General features: G+C 69.0%; 16 protein-coding genes. 5 read left to right on the top strand and 11 right to left on the bottom strand.

Annotated features, from left to right (window positions below):
* Nucleotides 1-30 precede the first annotated feature (30 nt).
* Together EV137_RS17505 and EV137_RS17500 are read right to left on the bottom strand one after the other, a co-directional pair.
* Complete coding sequence (locus EV137_RS17505) at nucleotides 31-1,206, bottom strand: NAD(P)/FAD-dependent oxidoreductase (protein ID WP_134130012.1); 1,176 nt, start codon at nucleotides 1,204-1,206, stop codon at nucleotides 31-33.
* Between the two features lie 82 nt (nucleotides 1,207-1,288).
* Nucleotides 1,289-2,233, bottom strand: a complete 945-nt coding sequence (locus tag EV137_RS17500; protein WP_134130011.1) for an RNA polymerase sigma-70 factor — start codon at nucleotides 2,231-2,233, stop codon at nucleotides 1,289-1,291.
* Nucleotides 2,234-2,251: 18 nt separating this feature from the next.
* Between EV137_RS17500 and pdxR the strand changes: the two genes are divergently transcribed.
* On the top strand, nucleotides 2,252-3,616 hold the full coding sequence (pdxR, locus tag EV137_RS17495; RefSeq protein ID WP_134130010.1) for a MocR-like pyridoxine biosynthesis transcription factor PdxR: 1,365 nt from the start codon (nucleotides 2,252-2,254) through the stop codon (nucleotides 3,614-3,616).
* On the opposite strand, the gene EV137_RS17490 is transcribed toward pdxR, so the two are convergent.
* Genes EV137_RS17490 through arfA form a run of 4 tightly spaced genes read right to left on the bottom strand, consistent with a single transcriptional unit; the run spans nucleotide 3,603 to nucleotide 9,153 of the window.
* Nucleotides 3,603-4,496 carry a hypothetical protein gene (locus EV137_RS17490; RefSeq protein ID WP_238175389.1) on the bottom strand — a complete coding sequence of 298 codons (894 nt, stop codon included), beginning with the start codon at nucleotides 4,494-4,496 and terminating at the stop codon, nucleotides 3,603-3,605. The genes pdxR and EV137_RS17490 overlap by 14 nt on opposite strands.
* Nucleotides 4,497-4,552: 56 nt before the next feature.
* Nucleotides 4,553-5,434 carry a glycoside hydrolase family 43 protein gene (locus tag EV137_RS17485; protein WP_134130009.1) on the bottom strand — a complete coding sequence of 294 codons (882 nt, stop codon included), beginning with the start codon at nucleotides 5,432-5,434 and terminating at the stop codon, nucleotides 4,553-4,555.
* Complete coding sequence (locus tag EV137_RS17480) at nucleotides 5,435-7,645, bottom strand: family 43 glycosylhydrolase (RefSeq protein ID WP_238175388.1); 2,211 nt, start codon at nucleotides 7,643-7,645, stop codon at nucleotides 5,435-5,437.
* A 20-nt stretch (nucleotides 7,646-7,665) separates the two neighbouring features.
* The gene (gene arfA / locus EV137_RS17475) at nucleotides 7,666-9,153 is read right to left on the bottom strand and encodes an arabinosylfuranosidase ArfA (RefSeq protein WP_134130008.1); all 1,488 of its coding nucleotides are present in this window, start codon (nucleotides 9,151-9,153) and stop codon (nucleotides 7,666-7,668) included.
* A gap of 277 nt (nucleotides 9,154-9,430) precedes the next feature.
* Between arfA and EV137_RS17470 the strand changes: the two genes are divergently transcribed.
* Nucleotides 9,431-10,429, top strand: a complete 999-nt coding sequence (locus EV137_RS17470; RefSeq protein ID WP_134130007.1) for a LacI family DNA-binding transcriptional regulator — start codon at nucleotides 9,431-9,433, stop codon at nucleotides 10,427-10,429.
* On the opposite strand, the gene EV137_RS17465 is transcribed toward EV137_RS17470, so the two are convergent.
* Nucleotides 10,426-11,568: an FAD-dependent oxidoreductase gene (locus EV137_RS17465; protein ID WP_134130006.1), complete on the bottom strand. Its 1,143-nt coding sequence runs from the start codon at nucleotides 11,566-11,568 to the stop codon at nucleotides 10,426-10,428. The two genes, EV137_RS17470 and EV137_RS17465, sit on opposite strands and share 4 nt — an antisense overlap.
* An 86-nt stretch (nucleotides 11,569-11,654) precedes the next feature.
* On the opposite strand from EV137_RS17465, the gene EV137_RS17460 reads away from it, so the two are divergent.
* Nucleotides 11,655-12,221 (top strand): TetR/AcrR family transcriptional regulator, encoded by a 567-nt coding sequence (locus EV137_RS17460; RefSeq protein WP_134130005.1) that lies wholly within the window; start codon nucleotides 11,655-11,657, stop codon nucleotides 12,219-12,221.
* On the opposite strand, the gene EV137_RS17455 is transcribed toward EV137_RS17460, so the two are convergent.
* From EV137_RS17455 to EV137_RS17445, 3 genes are all read right to left on the bottom strand, one after another.
* Nucleotides 12,182-12,970: a sugar phosphate isomerase/epimerase family protein gene (locus EV137_RS17455; protein WP_134130004.1), complete on the bottom strand. Its 789-nt coding sequence runs from the start codon at nucleotides 12,968-12,970 to the stop codon at nucleotides 12,182-12,184. The two genes, EV137_RS17460 and EV137_RS17455, sit on opposite strands and share 40 nt — an antisense overlap.
* Before the next feature lie 12 nt (nucleotides 12,971-12,982).
* Nucleotides 12,983-14,986, bottom strand: a complete 2,004-nt coding sequence (locus EV137_RS17450; RefSeq protein ID WP_238175387.1) for a DUF4328 domain-containing protein — start codon at nucleotides 14,984-14,986, stop codon at nucleotides 12,983-12,985.
* A 229-nt stretch (nucleotides 14,987-15,215) separates the two neighbouring features.
* The gene (locus tag EV137_RS17445; protein ID WP_238175386.1) at nucleotides 15,216-15,884 is read right to left on the bottom strand and encodes a DUF4328 domain-containing protein; all 669 of its coding nucleotides are present in this window, start codon (nucleotides 15,882-15,884) and stop codon (nucleotides 15,216-15,218) included.
* Between the two features lie 166 nt (nucleotides 15,885-16,050).
* Here EV137_RS17445 and EV137_RS17440 point away from each other — a divergent pair, with 166 nt between their 5' ends.
* Nucleotides 16,051-16,524, top strand: a complete 474-nt coding sequence (locus EV137_RS17440; protein WP_133996676.1) for a methylated-DNA--[protein]-cysteine S-methyltransferase — start codon at nucleotides 16,051-16,053, stop codon at nucleotides 16,522-16,524.
* A 156-nt stretch (nucleotides 16,525-16,680) separates the two neighbouring features.
* A complete protein-coding gene (locus EV137_RS17435; RefSeq protein WP_133996673.1) occupies nucleotides 16,681-16,995 on the top strand; it encodes a hypothetical protein in 315 nt (104 codons plus the stop codon).
* 83 nt (nucleotides 16,996-17,078) lie between these two features.
* On the opposite strand, the gene EV137_RS17430 is transcribed toward EV137_RS17435, so the two are convergent.
* Nucleotides 17,079-17,933 (bottom strand): hypothetical protein, encoded by an 855-nt coding sequence (locus tag EV137_RS17430; protein WP_133996670.1) that lies wholly within the window; start codon nucleotides 17,931-17,933, stop codon nucleotides 17,079-17,081.
* Between the last annotated feature and the right edge of the window lie 176 nt (nucleotides 17,934-18,109).

Here is an 18,109-nt window from a genome sequence, read left to right as displayed (position 1 = left end):
GACTGGCTGCACGGGCCATTCCGGCTCGAATCAGCTAGTCCATTCGTGCAGCGGGACGGCCTGGCTGATCACGTGGCGCCGCCGCGTCGGCAGGCCCATCGTCGGGTTCTCCGTGCCCCACGCGGCGCCCTTGCAGATCAGCTCCTTGTAGACGGCTGCCACCCGGCCGGTCAGGGTCGCGTTGACGGCGCGGTCGTCGGTGGTGACGTACTGGATCAGCCCGTCCTTGCGCCCCAGCGAGATGCACTGGTTGAAGTAGAACAGCGGCGCGTGCCCGAGCTTGCCGCCGGTCAACCGGGCTGCGATGGAGTCGGCGGCCTGCCACGCCATCGGCTGCCCCGAGGCGCACGACATCCGCAGCGGCTTGTTCTTCGAGCCCATCGCGTACGCCGCGTCGCCAACGGCGTACACGTCCGGATGTGAGACGGACCGCATGGTCTCGTCGACCACGATCCGGCCGGTGTCGCTGACCTCCAGCGACGTCGCCTCCACGATCGGGTGTACGGCGAATCCGGCCGTCCACACCGTGACCGCGGCGGGGATCGTTCCACCGTCGGCCGTCGTCAGCTGATCCGCGTCGACCCTCGTCACCGCCGCGTTCTCGTGCACGGTGATGCCCAGCCGGTCGACGACCTTCCGGAGGTGCCGGCGTCCCTTGGGGGACAGCCAATCGCCCAGCTCTCCGCGGACGGCGAACGCCACGTCGAGATCCGGTCGCGACTCGGCGAGCTCGGTCACGAACTCCACGCCCGTGAGGCCGCCGCCGACAACCGTCACGGTCTGGCCGGCAGTCAGTGACGCCAGACGCTCACGCAGTCGAAGTGCACCGGGACGACTCGCGATCTCGTAGGCGTGCTCCGCGACACCCGGAACGCCCTGCGGGTTCCACCGGCTGCCGAGCGCGTACACGAGCGTGTCGTACTCCAGCTCCTCCGACTCCAGCGCGACCGTCTTGCGGTCGACGTCCACCCCGGTGACCTTCGCGAACTTCAGCTCGACGCCGGTCCCGGCGTACATCTGCTCGAACGGACGGAACTTGAGGTCCCGGCCGGTGGCGACCTCGTGCATCCGGACCCGCTCCACGAAGTCGGTCTCGCCGTTCACGAGCGTGACGCTGACCTCGTCCCGGTACAGCCGGGCGGCGAGACGGCCGGCGGCGACGGCTCCGGAGTACCCGGCGCCGAGAACTACGATGCGGTGCTTCATATCCGTACTCCTGTCTGATGCGGTGTCTCCCCTTGAACCGGGCAGGCCGCCGTTTCATGACAGGTGTGCGATGTGAAGCAGGTCACAGGATGGTCGTCAGCGGTTCCCCGTGATCGGAGGCGGCGAACAGTTCGGTCGCACGCGCCAGCTTGTCCGGGTTCGCCTGGGTGCGGACGGCGGTCACACCGTCGGCGGTGATGTCGAGGCAGATGACACCGATGACCTCGCCGTTCACGACCACCACGAGGGCGGGTTCGCTGTTGGCCGGCCAGGCGTAGACCTCTGCCGGACCGCCGACGTACAGGCGCTTCGCATCGGTCGGTTTGAACAGTCCGCGCAGGAAGCGGGCGACCGCGAGCGCGCCTTCGACCGCGGTGGTCCGGGCCGGGACCTTGCCGCCACCGTCGCCGACCGAGACGGCGTCGGCGGTGAGCAGCCGCACGATCGAGTCGGTCTGGCCGCTGGTGGCGGCGGCCAGGAACTCGTCCACGATCCGCCGCGCCACGGCCTCGTCGACGTCGGTGCGCGCCCGGCCGTCCGCGAGATGCTGCTTGGCCCGGCGGAAGATCTGCTGGCTGGAGGATTCGCTGATCTCGAGGATCTCGGCGATCTCCCGGTGCGCGTAGTCGAACGCCTCCCGCAGTACGTAGACCGCCCGCTCGTTCGGGGAGAGGCGCTCCATCAGCGTGAGTACGGCGTACGACACCGACTCGCGCTGCTCCACGGTGTCCGCCGGGCCGAGCATCGGGTCGCCGTCGAGCAGCGGCTCGGGCAGCCACTGGCCGACGTACGTCTCCCGCCGCGCGCGAGCGGAGGCGAGCTGGTTGAGGCAGAGGTTGGTGAGCACCTTCGTCAGCCACGCCTCGGGGACCTCGATGCGGGCGGTGTCGGTGGCCTGCCAGCGCAGGAACGTCTCCTGTACGGCGTCCTCCGCCTCGCTCGCCGAACCGAGCATCCGGTACGCGATCGCCTCCAGCCGACCTCTGGACTGCTCGAAACGAGACACGTCCTCCGCGGTCATGGTCATGCTGCGATCCTAGTTGGCGTGCAGAGCTCGCTGCCGCTGACGATCGACCGGGCCGCCGGACTGCCGTTGCACCTGCAGCTCGCGGAACAGTTCCGTGCGGCGGTGCTGGACGGGCGGCTCCAGGCCGGTCATCGGCTGCCGTCCACGCGCGATCTCGCGCGGGAGCTCGGGGTCTCGCGGTCCGTGACGCAGGCGGCATACGACCAACTGCATGCCGAGGGCTGGATCGAGGGGCGCACCGGCGCCGGCACCTTCGTCACGGACGTCGTGCCGTTGCAACCCGTCGTACGACGACGCCCAGCCCATCGGCCCGATGCCGACGCGAAACTCCTGACACTGCGCCCCGGCATCCCGTACATCGCCCCGACGCCTGATCCGGGCTGGCGGCGAGCGTGGCGGGAGGTGTCCACCCAGTCACCGCCGCGCGGGTACGACGACGCGGCCGGGCTTCCCGCACTGCGCGCCGCTCTGGCGGACCACGTCGCCCGGGTCCGCGGAATCGCCTGCGGACCGGAGAACGTGCTCGTCACCAACGGCACCGTCCACGGGCTGCGGCTGCTGCTCACGGTCACGCGGCAGCCCGGCGACCGGATCGCGATCGAGGACCCTGGTTACCTGAACGCGGTCGTCGCCGCGCGCGACCACCGGCTCGAGATCGTCGACGTCCCCGTCGACGAGGACGGCCTGCAGGTCGACGCGCTCACCGAGGCCGCCGCCGTCTACGTCACGCCGTCGCACCAGTACCCGCTCGGCGGCCGGTTGCCCGTTGCCCGACGCAACGAACTGGTCCGCTGGGCACGCCGCACCGGCAGCCTGCTGATCGAGGACGACTACGACAGCGAGTTCCGGTACGACGTCGCGCCGCTGCCCGCCCTCGCGCAGCTCGATCTGGAGCGGGTCGTCCACCTCGGGACACTGTCGAAGACGCTGAGTCCCGCGCTCCGCCTGGGCTGGCTGGTGGCGTCCGAGGCGATGGTGGATCGGCTCGCCACGTTCCGGGCCGACTCCGGCGACTGGCCCGGCTGGCCGATGCAGGCCGCGATGCTCGCCATGCTCCGCGACGGCTACCTCGACCAGGCCGTTCGCCGCGGTCGCCGGATGTACGCGGACCGTCGTACCCACACGTGCGCGGTGCTGTCGCCGTACGGTCAGATCGTCGGCCAGGACGCGGGGCTGCACATCACGCTCTTGCTTCCCGACGACGCGGACGATCTGCGGATCGCGGCCGCGGCCCGGGAGGCCGGCGTCGTGGTCGCGCCGCTGTCCGAGTACCGCCGTACCGTCCCGGGACCGCCAGGGCTGGTGATCGGGTACGCAACTCCGTCGACCTCCGACCTGCACCGCGCCCTGACGACCCTGACCGAAATCCTCAGTCGCCGTTGAGCGGGTCGAGGTAGAAGACCGCGCCCCAGCGGTAGTAGGGCGCATTCGGGAAGGTCCCATCGACCTTGCCCAGGGCGTTGATCACCGTCGCCGCGCCGTTCGCGTGGCCGACGGCGTACAGGTAGCCGCTGTTGGTGTCCTTGTCGATGCCGAGCAGCAAGGTGCCGTAGTTGCCGCACTTGCTCGCGACCAGCGCCTCGAAGCCCTGCCAGGTACTCGTCCGCACCCGCGTCACGATCGGCTTCAGCGGCGACGTGACCGGGATCCGGATCGTGTAGAGGGCACCGCCGCGGGTGTTCGCGAGGAAGGTGTCGTACGTCGCCGTCTTGCTGATCAGCGCCATCGACTTCACCGACGAGAACCCGGGCACCGACTGGGCCCTGCCCCACCCGCCGTTCCAGCGGAACAGCGTGCCGTCGCTGCGCAGCCCGTACGCCATCCAGTGGAAGATCTTGCGCTTGGTGTCCTCGAAGTGGGAGACCTCGAGCGCGGTGAAGTTCGACCAGCCGCCGCCGATCCGCTTGACAATGTCGTCGCCGAAACTGCGGTTGTAGAAATAGCGGTACAGCGCATCGCCCTGCACGACGTAGCCGGACCGGTCGAAGCCGGCGACGTTGGGTTCGATCTCCCACACGGAACTCAGCCGGACCTGGCCGGGCGGGAAGACGGGCTCGTCGACCGCTGCGGGACCTTTCATCGTCGGCGGCGTACCGGCGGTCACGCCGGACGAGGTCTGGGCACCGGCGGCGTCGACCGACCCGAGTCCCACCGCGCAGGCCTCGGTCGCGGACTGCGGCGCGGCGTGGGCTGTCGGCACGAAGGCCGCCGCGGTCAGGGCGAGCGTCCCGGCCAGGCAGGCGAAGGTGCTGCGTCGTTTCATGTTCTCTCCCGGATCTCGATCTTCCACAGACCTTGATGCGGGAGGGGCTGGACAAGTTACGGATTCCTGGCGCGTGGTGGCTCGACGACCGGGCGATCGCCGTCCCAGGTCAGCCGCGACAGCCACATGGTGCGGCCCTTCGGGTCGGTGCCGACCTGCGCGGGGTCCCACGCGTGGTAGACGAACCAGTCGCCGAGCACCATGTTGTGCCCCGGCCCGGCAGCATCCGGGCTCGACTTCAGGATGGGATCGCCGGTCTTCACGCAGGGACCGATCGGTGACTCGCACAGGGCGTGGCCGACGGCGTACGTCGCCTTGTCGAACGCGTTGCCGGAGTAGAACAGGTGGAACTTCCCGTTCCGCTCGACCATGTACGGCGCCTCGACCAGATCGCCCTCCCACGGCAGGTCCTGCTTGATCAGCCGATGCACCGGACCGGTCAGCGTGAGACCGTCCGCGGACAGCTCGGACACGTAGATCCAGGTGTCGACGCCGATCGCGTTGCCGTCGTTCTTCCAGTACAGCCAGCGCCGGCCGGTCGAGTCCTGGAACGGCGACGCATCGATCGAGCCGCCCTCCTCGGCCTGACTGATCAGCGGCTTCATCGATTTGTCGACATATGGACCTGTCGGGGTGGACGCCACCGCGACGCCGACGGCCTGCCGATCCGCCGCGGTGTCCCGCGACGTGTAATACATGACGTACCGGTCGGGCGCGTGCGCCGCGATCTCCGGCGCCCACACCCGTCCGGGAGCGGTCCAATCCGGCAACGACGGCAGCGCGTCACCCACCGCCTCCCACGACACCAGGTCACGGGAGGTCAGCGTCTGCACGTTGCCCAGCGGGCCGTTGGTCGCGAAGGCGTAGTAGTCGTTGCCGACCGCAATGATCTGCGGATCAGCGAAGCTGCCGTCGTACACCGGATTGGAGAATCGCATTTATCTGCTCTCGTAGAACTTCAGGTAGTCGAAGGTGGCGACCGGCGGCGGGTTCGCGCCGGTGAACTCGCCGTGTGCATACAGACCAATGCGAGCCGCGGCCGGCAGCACCCACGACGCGCCCCAGGTCCAGTTCTTCCCGTCCACCGACGTACCGGCGCGGTAGACGTGCTCACCGGCGGCGTTCTGGTGGTACGCGAGCCGCATCCACAACGTCGGCGCCGAGCGCCCGATCGCGGCCGCGCCGTACGACGTCGCGCCGTCCGACGGCCGTGCCACGAGCTCCCGCCCGTACTCCGTCTGGCGGGTCTTCCAGATCGCCACACTGCCGAGACGGGCGAAGTCGCTGTCGTTCAGGTACGCGATCATGCCGGCCTGCTGGTAGTTGCGGACGTCGCCCTCCCCGGTGTCGAGGTGGAGCTTGGTCTCCGCGATCCAGCTGTTCCCGGCCGGTGTCGCGTGCAGCAGCAACCCGGCGTTGTTGGACGAGCCGGTCAGGTCGGCGTTCTCCAGCGGCCAGGACAACTTGCCGTCGGCAACAGTCGCCTTGTCGTCCTGACGGACCCACGACCAGTCCGCACCGAGCGGACCGCTGAAGTCGTCGCCGGACAGCAGATCACCGGTCCGCGGTACGTCGGCCAACTTCGTCACCGGTCGCGCTACCGGGCGGACGGTCAGGTTGTCCACCTCCGCCGATCCGAGCCACCGCACCGGCGCCGCCTTCAGCGAAAGCCCATGAACCTCCAACCGTGCCTCCGCATAGAGATCTCCGAGGCCGGCGTCGTTGAGGCGAGCCGTCACGGTTGATCCGGAGACCTGCACGGACAGCTTGTTCCACTGGGTGCGGTCGAAGTCGGGCGGCAGGTTCGCCGACGTCGTACGGCGACCGACCGTGAGCGTCACCCGATTGTTCGCGACAGTCGCCACCACCTGGTTGCCGAGGACCGTGGTGAAGGAGGTGCCGAGTCGGGCATCCGCTTCTACTCGGAGCGATCCTGCAGGTGCAGCCGCTCGGGTTTGGGCTCCGCCGTTGATGGTCGCGGTCGGTCCGCCGAGTGAGTCACCCGGTTGTCTGGTGGCGCCTTGGATGCCCGACGCGGGGTCGGTGGAGTCGATGCCGAGGGACGAGCCGGTGGTCGGCGCGGGGACCGGGCCCTCGGACGGGCCGAGGCCGGCGCGAGTGCGGGGCCAGCCGTTGATCCAGTCGATCTTGTCGATCAGCATCGGCCGCCGGTTGATCCCGAACGGATTGGTGAGCCACGGCGTACCGCGGTCGATCGCGTGGTAGACGATGTGGTCCTGTCCGGCCGCGTCGGTGATGAACGCGTGGTGGCCGGGGCCGATCCACTTGTTGCCGTTCTGCGTGATGACCGTCGTACCGCCGACCCGGGAGTCGGTGAGCGCGGCGCCGTCGGCGTCGACGAACGGGCCGCGCGGGGAGCGGGAGCGTCCGGCGAACACGGAGTATCCGGTGGTCGGGCCGGCGCAGCAGTTCATCGACGAGCCCATGAAGTAGTACCAGCCGTCGCGGTAGACGACGTACGAGCCCTCGTAGCGGTCGCCGATCGTGATCTGCGTCGGCTCACCGACCGCGTGCATGCCGTCGGCGCTCAGTTCGGTGACGGAGATACCGCCGTAGAAGCCTCCGTAGTACAGGTACCGCTTGCCGTCCGCGGCGGTGAGCATCGCTGGGTCGATGGTGCCGAAGAAGCCGCCGTTGCCGTCCGGTTTCGGGGCGACGACCGGGCCGTCGGTGGCGGTCCACGGTCCCGCTGGGGTCGGGGCGGTGGCTACGCCGATTGCGGGATCGCCACCCGGGTTGGCCGCGGTGTCGGTGACAGTGAAGTACATGACGTAGTGACCGTCGAAGTACCGGATGTCCGGCGCCCAGAAGAACGAGCCGGGCGCGGCCCAGGCCGGCTTGGTCTGGTCGTTGAAGACCGTGCCGAGGTACTCCCAGGAGCTGAAGTCCTTGGTCCGGGCCATGTGCATCAGGCCGAACGGGCCGTTCGCCACCAGAGGATCGGAGGTGGCGTACGCGTACCAGTAGCCGTCGCGGCCCTGGATGATCGACGGGTCGGCGAAGGTGTCGGCGAAGCTGGAGCTGATCGCGTTGGTCGTGGTCACCGGTGGTGCGGCGGTCGCAGCGGAGGTGCCGGCTGCGACGGCAGCCACAGTCAGGACTGCGGCAAGGAGTCGTTTCGAAGGCACGGGCGGGGTCCCCTCTCGAATCAACTGCTGAGCTGGATCAGGTGCCACGATGCGGGTGGCAGGGTGGCACGGCAGAAACCGTCGGCGACCTCGGTGGTGTCGACGGCCCGGGGCTGGACCCGGTCCGGATCGTCCGCCGTGTTCACGGCGGACCGGTCCTCGTCATAGAGAGCCAGGTGCCGGATCACACTTCCGGTCACCGGGATTTCCAGGTCGATCTTGTCGGTCTCGCTCCGGTTCACCACGAAGATCGCGGTCTCCCCGGTGTTCTCGTCGTACGTCGCTGTGCTCCAGAGGGCCGGGACGCGGCCGAAGGCCGAGGTGTGGAGCTCCGGGCCTCCGGTGATCGCGGTCCGCAGCACGGTCGGGCCGGCGTACTGCGCGGTCAGGGCGAACGGGTAGAAGATCGTCTGCCGCCACGCGCGCCCACCGGGCTCGGTACGGATCGGGCCGATCACGTTCACCAGTTGCGCGAGGCAAGCGATCTTCACCCGGTCGGCGTGCCGGAGCAACGTGATCAGCAGGCTGCCGACGACCACCGCGTCGTCGACGGTGTAGGTGTCCTCGATCAGTGGGCCGACCTCGCGGATCGGCAGGCCGAGCTCGCCGGGGAAGTGCTGCTGGTACCAGACGTTCCACTCGTCGAAGGACAGCGTCAGCTCCTTGTCGCTGCGCTTGAGCGCCTTCACGTGGTCGGCGGTCGCGACCACCGCGGAGATCATCCGGTCCATCTCCTCGGCGGCCGCCAGGAAACTCGCCTGGTCGCCGTCGCGCGGCTCGTAGTACGCGTGCAGGCTGATGTGGTCGACCAGGTCGTAGGTGCGCTCCAGGACGACGCGTTCCCAGTCGCCGAACGTCGGCATCCCGGCGTTGCTCGATCCGCAGGCGACCAGTTCGAGCCCGGGATCGACGCGCCGCAGCGCGTTCGCAGTCTCCTCGGCGAGCCGCGCGTACTCCTCGGCGGTCTTGTGGCCGATCTGCCAGGGGCCGTCCATTTCGTTGCCCAGGCACCAGATCCGGATGTCGTGCGGCTCCGGGCTGCCGTTCGCGACCCGGCGATCGCCGAGCGCGGTGCCCGCTGGGAGGTTGCAGTACTCGAGCAGGTCGACGGCCTCGCGGATCCCGCGGGTGCCGAGATTGACCGCCCAGATGGGTTGTACGCCGGCCTTGCGCGACCAGGCGACGAACTCGTCGGTGCCGAACTGGTTCGGCTCGATCGCCCGCCAGGCCAGGTCGAGCCGCCGCGGCCGCTCGTCCTTCGGCCCGACGCCGTCCTCCCAGTCGTAGTTCGAGACGAAGTTGCCGCCCGGGTAGCGGATCGCGGTCACGCCGAGCTCGCGGACCAGCGCGAGCACGTCCTGCCGGAACCCGTCCGCGTCGGCGGTGGGATGCCCCGGCTCGTAGATCCCGGTGTAGACGCAGCGCCCCATGTGCTCGACGAACGAGCCGAACACCCGCCGGTCCAGCGCCCCGACCACGAACGCCGGATCCACCACTAGGCGCGCCACAAGACCTCCCGGGGAACGGTTACAACGATTACCGTGGATGTCTACAACGATTGACAATCGGTGTAAAGACCTCACCACCCGAACCTCATTTGACTGGCAGACCCACCAATTTCGCTGGCTGACCCATCAGGTCGGGGGTTCCACACCCTGAATTCGGGTCACAAACCCCTCACCTGGTGGGTCAGCCAGGCAAATGCGGAGAGGGCGGTGGCGGGGGTAGAGCGGGCTGCCGACATGGCACACTCGGGCGACGGGACGGTGACAGGAGGGTGCTCCGATGGCGACCAGGCTGAGCGACGTGGCCGCGCGGGCCGGTGTGTCGGTGAAGACCGTCTCGAACGTGATCAACGACTACCCGCACATCACGGCGCGCACCCGGGCCAAGGTCGAGGCCGCGATCGCCGCCCTGGACTACAAGCCGAACGTCAGCGCCCGGTCGCTGCGCAAGGGCCGCTCGGACTTCATCGCGCTGGCCATCCCGGAGATGGGTTCGCCGTACTTCGCCGAACTCGGAGCGGAGATCAGCCGAGCCGCCAAGCGTCGCGGGATCACCGTACTGATCGACCAGACCGAGGGCGAGTCCTCCGCCGAGCGCTTCGTCCTGGACGGCATGCGCGGACAGCTGATCGACGGCATCATCTTCTCCCCGCTGGCCACCGCCCCCGCCAAGCTCACCTCGGCGGACACCGGGAAGCCGCTGGTCCTGCTCGGCGAACGACCGGCCGGCGGTCAGTTCGACCGCGTCGCGGTCGACTCGGTGCAGGCGTCGTACGACGCAACCGCCCACCTGATCTCACTGGGCCGGCACCGGATCGCGGCGATCGGGGTCGGCGGGACCAGCACCGGCGCAGTCCGGCGGAAGGGGTACCGCAAGGCGCTCAAAGCTGCCGGGATGCCGCACGACGCCGCGCTCGAGTTGGCCGCGTCGGGGTACCACCGACTCGACGGGGCCACGGCAATGCGGGAACTGCTGGCGCTGCCAGAGCCGCCGGACGCGGTGTTCTGTTTCAACGACCTGCTCGCCCTGGGCGCCCTGCGGACGCTGGCCGAGGCGGGCCTGCGGGTGCCGGAGGACGTGGCCGTGGTGGGCTTCGACGACATCGAGGACGGCCGGTACCACTCGCCGTCACTGACCACGATCTCGCAGGACACGGAATGGCTGGCCGACAACGCGGTCGCGCTGCTCCTCGACCGCATCGCCGGGAACGGTGGATCCACCCATCGCGACCTCACCGTCCCGTACACGTTGAAGATCCGCGAGTCGACCGGGGGTTAACGCTCCGGGAAGCCGGCCAACTGCTTGGCAAGGCCGTTCTGGGTCTTGCTCACTCGACCGACCAGGCTGAGTACGGCGTTGCGCACCGGGCGGATCAGGCGGGGAACGTTCGCGAGTCGGGTCAGACGGTGCGCCAGTCCGATCACTCGGACAGCCTCCTCACGGCTGTTCGCGGCGTAGGCGTCGAGGCCCGAATCGTCTCCTGCCAGGGCGGTCGACAGGGCGTCTGCCAGGGTGACCGCGTCGCGCAGGCCGAGGTTCATGCCCTGGCCGCCGGCCGGACTGTGCGTGTGGGCGGCGTCGCCGGCCAGTAGCACGCGGCCCGCACGGTAGGCGTCGGCGACCCGCTCGTGGATCCGGAACCGCGAACCCCAGACGACCTCGGTGACCTTCGGGTGCGCCTTGCGCGGACCGCGATCGGCCAGCAACCGCTGCGCGTAGCCAAGATCGGGGTGCTCCGGTGCGTCATGCACTTCGGCGACGAGCCGGAAGCTTCCGTCCGGCAGCGGCGCCACGACGAGCAGTCCGGCGGAGGCGAAGTACAGGGCGACCTCGTCGACCGGCAGGCCACTGTCGACGCGGACGTCGACGAGGCTGCACGAGATCTGCAGGGTGTTGCCCGGCATCCGAAGGCCGGCGAGTTCGCGGATCGTGCTGTTCATGCCGTCGGCTGCCACGACGTACTGCGCCTTGATCACGTCGCCGCTGTCGAGCGTGACCTCGGCACCGTCGGCGGTCTGGGTCAGGCCGGTCGCGGCGTACGGACGGAGCACCGATCCGCCGAGCTCCTCGAGCCGTTCGAGCAGCACCTGCTCGGTGACCGGCTGGGGGATCATCGTCACGAACGGGTACTCGGTCGGCAGGTCCGCGAAGCCGACCGGGATCAGCTTGCGGTCGCCGGTGCGGATCGCGAAGTCGTCGAGCTCCAGGCCGAGGTCGACGAGCCGCTTGGTGACGCCGAGCTCCTCCAGCACCTCCAGCGTCCGCGGGTGGATCACGCAGGCCCGCGAGGTGTTCGCACCCTCGGCTTGCTGATCGACGACCACGACGTCATGTCCGTGCAGCCGGAGCCCGACCGCCACGGCGAGCCCGACCGGACCGGCACCAACCACCACGATTTCTGCCTGCTGGGGAATCATCGTCGCTCCTTTTATCAACACCTGTTGACTTTCACGCTAGGCCTGGGGATGGCAAAAGTCAACAGGTGTTGGCATATGCTGGGGACATGGCGGAGAAGAAGTCCGATCGGACCCGGGCGGCGATCCTCGCGGCGGCCCGCGAGCGGTTCGGCGCGGACGGGTACGAGCGGGCGACGATCCGGGCGATCGCGGCGGACGCGGCGATCGACCCGGCGATGGTGATGCGGTACTACGGCAGCAAGGAGAAGCTGTTCGCGGCGGCAGCCGAGTTCGACATCCGGTTGCCGGACTTCGGCGACGTACCGCTGGAATCGCTGGGGGAGGCGCTCGCGCGGCACTTCCTGGAGCGCTGGGAGGCCGACGACTCACTGCGGGTGCTACTGCGGACCGCGGTCACCAACGAGGTCGCGGTCGAGCGCATGCGTTCGATCTTCGCGGCGCAGCTCGCGCCCACGCTGCGGGTCCAGGCAGTCGACCAGCCCGACGTACGGGCAGGTCTGGTCGCGAGTCAGGTGCTCGGCTTCGCACTCTGCCGGTACATCCTCGGCTTCCCGCCGATCGCGACGATGCCCGACGACGAGGTGGTCGCCTGGCTCGGGCCGACGTTGGCCCGCTACTTGACCTCGCCGGCTCCAACACTCAACCAGGCGTGAACGGCCGGCAGGGTCTCCGCCAATGACGGGAGCTGCGGGTGCCACTTGAGCTCCCACTCGAGGGAGAGCGGGTAATCGGTGCCGTCGAGAACCGTCAGCAGCTCGCCGATCGGGAAGTCGCCGGCGTCGATCGCGACCGGGCGGTACTCCTGCTGTGAGTCGGCCTGCTTGAACTGGACCAACTCGAGCCATGGCTGCAGCAGGGCGAACGACTCGGCCAGGGTCTCGCCGTGCGACCAGGTGTGCGACGTGTCCCAGAGAGCCTTCACGTTATGGCCGGGGACGTCGGTGTCGAGCAGCGCGCAGAACGCGGCGACCTGCCGGGCCGTCGAGTGCGAGTCGTGCGTCTCCAGCAGGATCGGGACGTCCTTCGGTGCGGTCGTCACCCGGTCGAGCGCGCGGATCTCACCGGCGCTCGGGCCGTCCGGCGTACCCTCACCGGGATCGTCACCGGGGAACACGCGGACACCTCGGGCGCCGAGGTCCGCGGCGAGTTCGAGGTGTTCCTCGAGCGGCTGCTCCTCTACCGCGCAGAGCTTCACGTAGCTGCTGACCGCGAAGATCTCCAGGCCGGCGTCCTCGATCCGGGTCCGCAGCTCACGGCGCTGCGTCGCCGACAGACCCGTGTTCGTGAACTCGTCCGGCGCGGCCCGTAGCTCCAGACCGACGAAGTTGTTGCCCTGGGCAAGTGCCAGGACGTCGTCGAGTGCAGCTCCGGGACAACCGAGGGTGGCGAAACCTAAACGCATACTGCTATCTGATCAGATCCAGCGGCCACGGCGCGGCAGGGTCCGGGGACTGGGCGGCTGCTCGGGGTCGGTCGGCTGCTGCTCGTAGGCGTACGGCGAGTGCTGCTGGTGCTCGGTCTGCTCCGGCTCCGGCTCCGGCGAGTACTGCGACCCGTACGACTCGGTCGCGTAGTTCGGGCTGTAGGTCTCGTAGGACTCGGTGCTCGTGTACTCCGAGCCGCCGTTGCTGCCGTACGCGTCGTAGTTGCTCGAACCGTAGGACTCGGAGTTGTACGACGAGGAGTAGTCCGAGGTGTACGACGTCTCCTGGTCGGAGTACCCGCCGGAGGAGTACGTCGGCTCCGGGCCGTACGACGGCACCGGCGGGAGCGGCTTCGACGGGGTCAGGAAGTCGTCCTGCTCCTGGTAGCTCGGGGCCGGCGCCGGCTCGTAGTACCCGGACGAGGCGGACACGTGCGACGACGGCTGCGTGTGCTCGGACGGCCCGTAGACGTTGTGGTCCGAGTACGACGAGTACGTCTCGGTCTGGGAGACGTGCGGCGAGTGGTTCGGCACCGCCGGCTGAATCGCCGAGGGGCTGTCGACCGCGACCCGAGCGGCCCGGCGGCCGGCGCGCGCAACAGGCGCGGGCTCAGGCTCGGGTGCGGTCTGCGCCTCCACGGGGGAGGCCGTCGAGGTGAGGTAGTCGGACTCGTACGAGTACGGCTCGGAGTAGCGCGCCGCCCACGGCTCCTCGGCGGGCTGCGGCTGCGGCTGCGGCTGAGGTTCCGGCTCGGGCTGGTAGCCGTACGGGTCAGGCTGTACGACGGTCATCGGCGCAGCCTCGTCACGCCAGCTGCTCGTCGTACCGAGCACGTCCGCGGTGAGCGAGCTGCGGTAGTCCTCCCAGCTCTGCTGCGGCGCCTCGTACGTCGTCTGCTCGACCGGCTTCTCGTCCCGCCAGGTCTCGATCGGGTTGAACTGCTCGGTGGCCGGTCCGGCGTCGTCGTCCTGCCAGTTCCCGGCGACCGGGGCGAACGGGCTCCACTTCGGCGCGTCGTCGGCCGAAGGACCGCCGGCGAACGCGGCCGGGGCGGCAGCGCCGTCGCCCGGGAAGCTCTGCGGTGCCGGAGTTGGGGCGAACGGATTCTGCACGGGGGCCTGCGAAGGACCGGCCATCTGCAACTGCGGCTCGCGGACCAGACCCAGCGCGGGCCCGGCGGCGATCGGCTCGGAGATCGCGGGCTGCTCGTCGGTGTCGTCGTTCGCGTACGACGGAACCTGCGTCACCTCGTACGACGGAACGGCGCTGAGCTTCGGGCCCTGGTCCCACCACGGCACCCACTCACGCGTGGTCTGCATGTGGTTGATCTTGCGGATCACCATCGTCGCGGCGACCGCGGAGACGACCGTCAGCACGAGGGACGCCGTACCGGCCAGTGCGATACCGCGGAGCGAGCCGACGGTGGCTTCCATCCACATCAGGAACCGGCGGACCACCACGTCGAACGCGAGAGCGCCGATCCAGGCGACCCACCACACGGAGGTGAGGGTCGGTGTCCTGAACCGGCGCAGGTCGTCGGTGTACACGGGGGTCTTCGGGTCGCTGGCGATCCAGACGTCGTCGACGATCTGTTTCGGGTACCAGAGGTTGGGTCCGGGGACGAACCAGCTGGCCAGTACCCAGCCGTGGCTGCGGCGGTGGTCGGCCTGCGAGAAGACCTCGGAGTTGACCCGGGCCCGCCACAACCAGATGACGAAGACGACCGCGGCGGCGACCGAGACGATCACGTTCGGGATCGCTGTGACCTTGGCGATCGCGTCGGCGCGGTTCAGGTCCGCGTCGTCGACGTTCGGCATGCCGCCGAGGTAGCGATGCACCACGGAGTACGTGTTCCAGTCGGACCAGGTGGACAGCAGGTGGGTGACCGTTGATGCGCCCAGCAGTCCGATCGCGATCTTGCCGACCGTCCCGACCTGCTGGAACTCTTCAGCCGCGTGCGGCTGCCACTCTTCCTGATCCTCGACAGCAGTCATCAATGCCTGCGGGTGGCTCACGTCTCGCGTCCCTCGCGTTGCTGGAACTCCGTCGTCTGTCCGGCGTATCTGCCTGGCCCTACCCCCGCGTGACCGAGCCACATTGATACCACGAAGTAGGTACGCCAGGGCAGTCGGCCCCAGCACAGAGGGTGTCGACTTAACGTGTTCTTTTCGTACGCCCATCACCAGTGGTAACGACGGAGAAGACGGGGCGTGACGGTTTGGTTTACCGCGCAGGTGGTTGGAAGCCACTCTGCGGTGTCCCGACCGCCCACCACGGCACCCACGGACGGCTGCTCTGAAGCTCGTCGATCCGCTGGATCAGGATGACTGCGAGCACGGCCGCGCCGGAGGTGAACAGCGCCGAGACGGAGGACAGTATGACGTTCGTCCGCAGATCTCCCAGCTCCGACGCGCCGACGAGAACACCTCTTTGCACGATGTTCCCGGTGACCAGGCCGGCCACCCAGGTCAGCCACCAGGCCCAGACGAGATGCGTGCCCGGAACGTCCTTGAGCATCGGGGTCAGCGGATCGGTGCGCGGGTCGCTGGCCGCGACGACGTCGTCGACGACCTGCTTCGGGTACCAGAGGTTCACCACCGGGACCAGCCAGCACCCGAGCACCCAGCCGCGGGTGAACCGGTGCTCGCCGCGGCAGAACATCTCCGCGTTCCAGCGGACCCGCCACAGCCAGACGATGAACACCACCGCGGCCGCGAGCAGCGCCAGCGCGGCGACGATCCCGAGCGAGCCGGAGATCAGGTCGGCCTCGGCCAGTTTGTCCGGGTCACCGCCGTACACCTTGCGGGTCCGGTACAGGTTCCAGTCCGACCACGCGGTCGACCACGTGGTGACGGTGACGACCCCGATCAGGATCGACGCACCGATACCCATGGCCCGCTCGGAACTGAACCACCGGTCCTGCGGTACTTGCGACGCCCGGCTCGGCATGGATCAGACATAGCACAACAGGGCGTGACCGAGCGAGAACATCACGTTGCGGCCTCTCCGTGGCGCATTTCTGCCAGAAACTGTCGGTGGCCGCGGGAAAGATGGTCGTATGCACTGGTCCGTGGTCGACTCACCGATCGGCGACCTCACGCTCGCGGTCGACGAGACCGGGCTCTGCCGGTTGCACTTCGGGGCGACCGACCGGCCGCTCGGTGCCGATCCGCTGCTGACCGAGGCCGCCGAGCAACTGAAGGCGTACTTCGCCGGCGAGCTCCAGGAGTTCACGCTGCCGCTCTCGGTGCGCAGCGGCTCCGACTTCGAGCGCGCGGTCTGGACCCAGCTCACCCGGATCCCGTACGGCGAGATGCAGACGTACGGCGACGTTGCCAAGATCGTCGGCGACGCCGGTGCCGCCCGCGCCGTCGGTACGGCGTGCAACCGGAACCCGATCGCGATCGTCGTGCCCTGCCACCGGGTGGTCGGCGCCGGCGGCAAGATGGTCGGCTTCGGCGGCGGCATCCCGACCAAACGGCACCTGCTCGAGCTCGAGGCCAGGGTCACCCTCGAGACGCTCTGGACCTGAGACCTGACGAAGATCTGACACTCGGTCGGCGCTGATCGAGGCGCGGTGGCCACGCAGGGGCACTAACGTTTGAAGCGAGTGATTCAGTGCTAGTCGCAAACCCACCCCACCACCCGATTCAGGCGTCCTCCCACCTGCCTTGGAAGACACATATAAATGAACAAAGCCCGCACCACTGACCACCTCCACCCCGACCTCAGTGCCCTGATGGACAAGAGCGCCGAGGAATGGTCGGCCCCCGAGATCCAGCACGCGGCCCGCACGGCGCTCCGGATGCACGCCCCCGATCGGGAGCCACTGACCTGGACCAGGCGGCTCAAGGTCGTCCCCTGGCTGCACCGCAACGACGCGGTCTGCCTGAGCTGCGGCGGCACCTACCCGTGCATCACGCATCGGTACGCCACCCAGCTGCTGTCAGCAGGCCGGTACACGATGGCGAAGTCCGACGACCCGGAGCCAGAGGTCAACTGACGTCGTACGCGCAAGGCGACGTCCGGACAGACGAAGGTCCCGAACCCCAGCCGGGGTTCGGGACCTTCGCCGTTGCGGTGGTGTCAGGAGTCGCTGGGCTTGGACTCGCCCGAGCCCGTCGACTTCCTGGTGGTCCTCTTCGTGGCGCCGTTCGATGCGGCCTTCACCTCGTCCGTGGCCGCTTCCGGCTTGGCCTCCGCCTTCGGTGCCTCGGGCTTGGAACCGTCGGACTTGGTGCCGTCCGCCTGGCCGTCGGTCTTCGGGCCTTCGGTCCCGGACGCGTCGGTCTTGGTCGTGTCGGCCTCCGGCGTGGCGTCGGTCTTGCCGTTGGACGACGGGGTGTCTGTCGGGCGCGACGACGTACCCGCCGGGGCGGAGCTGTAGTCGCGACCGCTGGTCGGCGTGGACTGCCAGGCCGGCTCCGGCGGCGTCAGCAGCTTCTTCACCGCTGCCGCGGCCAGCGCGCCGAGGCCCAGGAACAGCACCACGTTGCGGAGCTTGTGGCTCTTCTTCGGCACCTCGAGCTCGCCCTTCAGCGCAGCCTTGGTGGCCTTGCCGCGGCGGGCGGTCTCCTCGACGACCGGTTCGGCGGCGGCTGCCATGGCCGCCAGCGCGGCGGTCACCTTCGGCAGTACGTCGTCGTTCAGCCGCTCGCGGGCCTTCTCGGCCGCGTGCTCGGTGGCCGGACCGACCTTGGCGAGCGCGTCGTCGAGCACCGGACCGGCCTTCTCGACCGCCTGGTGAGCAAGGTGTGCGCCCCGCTCGACAGCCTTCTCGGCGTACGGCGACACCTTCTCCCGTGCGGTGCCCACAGCCGGGCCGAGGTGGTCACGGACCTGGCCGACGGCCGGTCCGAACTTCTCCGACGCCGACTCGGCGAGTGGCCTGACCCGGTCCTTGGCGACCTCGACCCGGCCCTTGGACTTCCTCAAACCCACGGTTCCCTCCTCGGTGCCGCCCGACCCGCGGACAGCTCTCCCGCCCATCGGCGACATGGACGCTTTCTGGTGACGACTCTGGACAAACCCGGCTTCATCTGCATCGTACGACGTTTCCAGCCGATAACCCGGTGCCCCCACGGCACTGTCCGTACACATCCGCGTCGATGCCGGAG

This window comes from Kribbella pratensis (assembly GCF_004366075.1).
GTDB lineage: Bacteria > Actinomycetota > Actinomycetes > Propionibacteriales > Kribbellaceae > Kribbella > Kribbella pratensis.
Note: the sequence above shows the minus strand (reverse complement) of the source record. Positions and strands in the feature narration are given on the sequence as shown.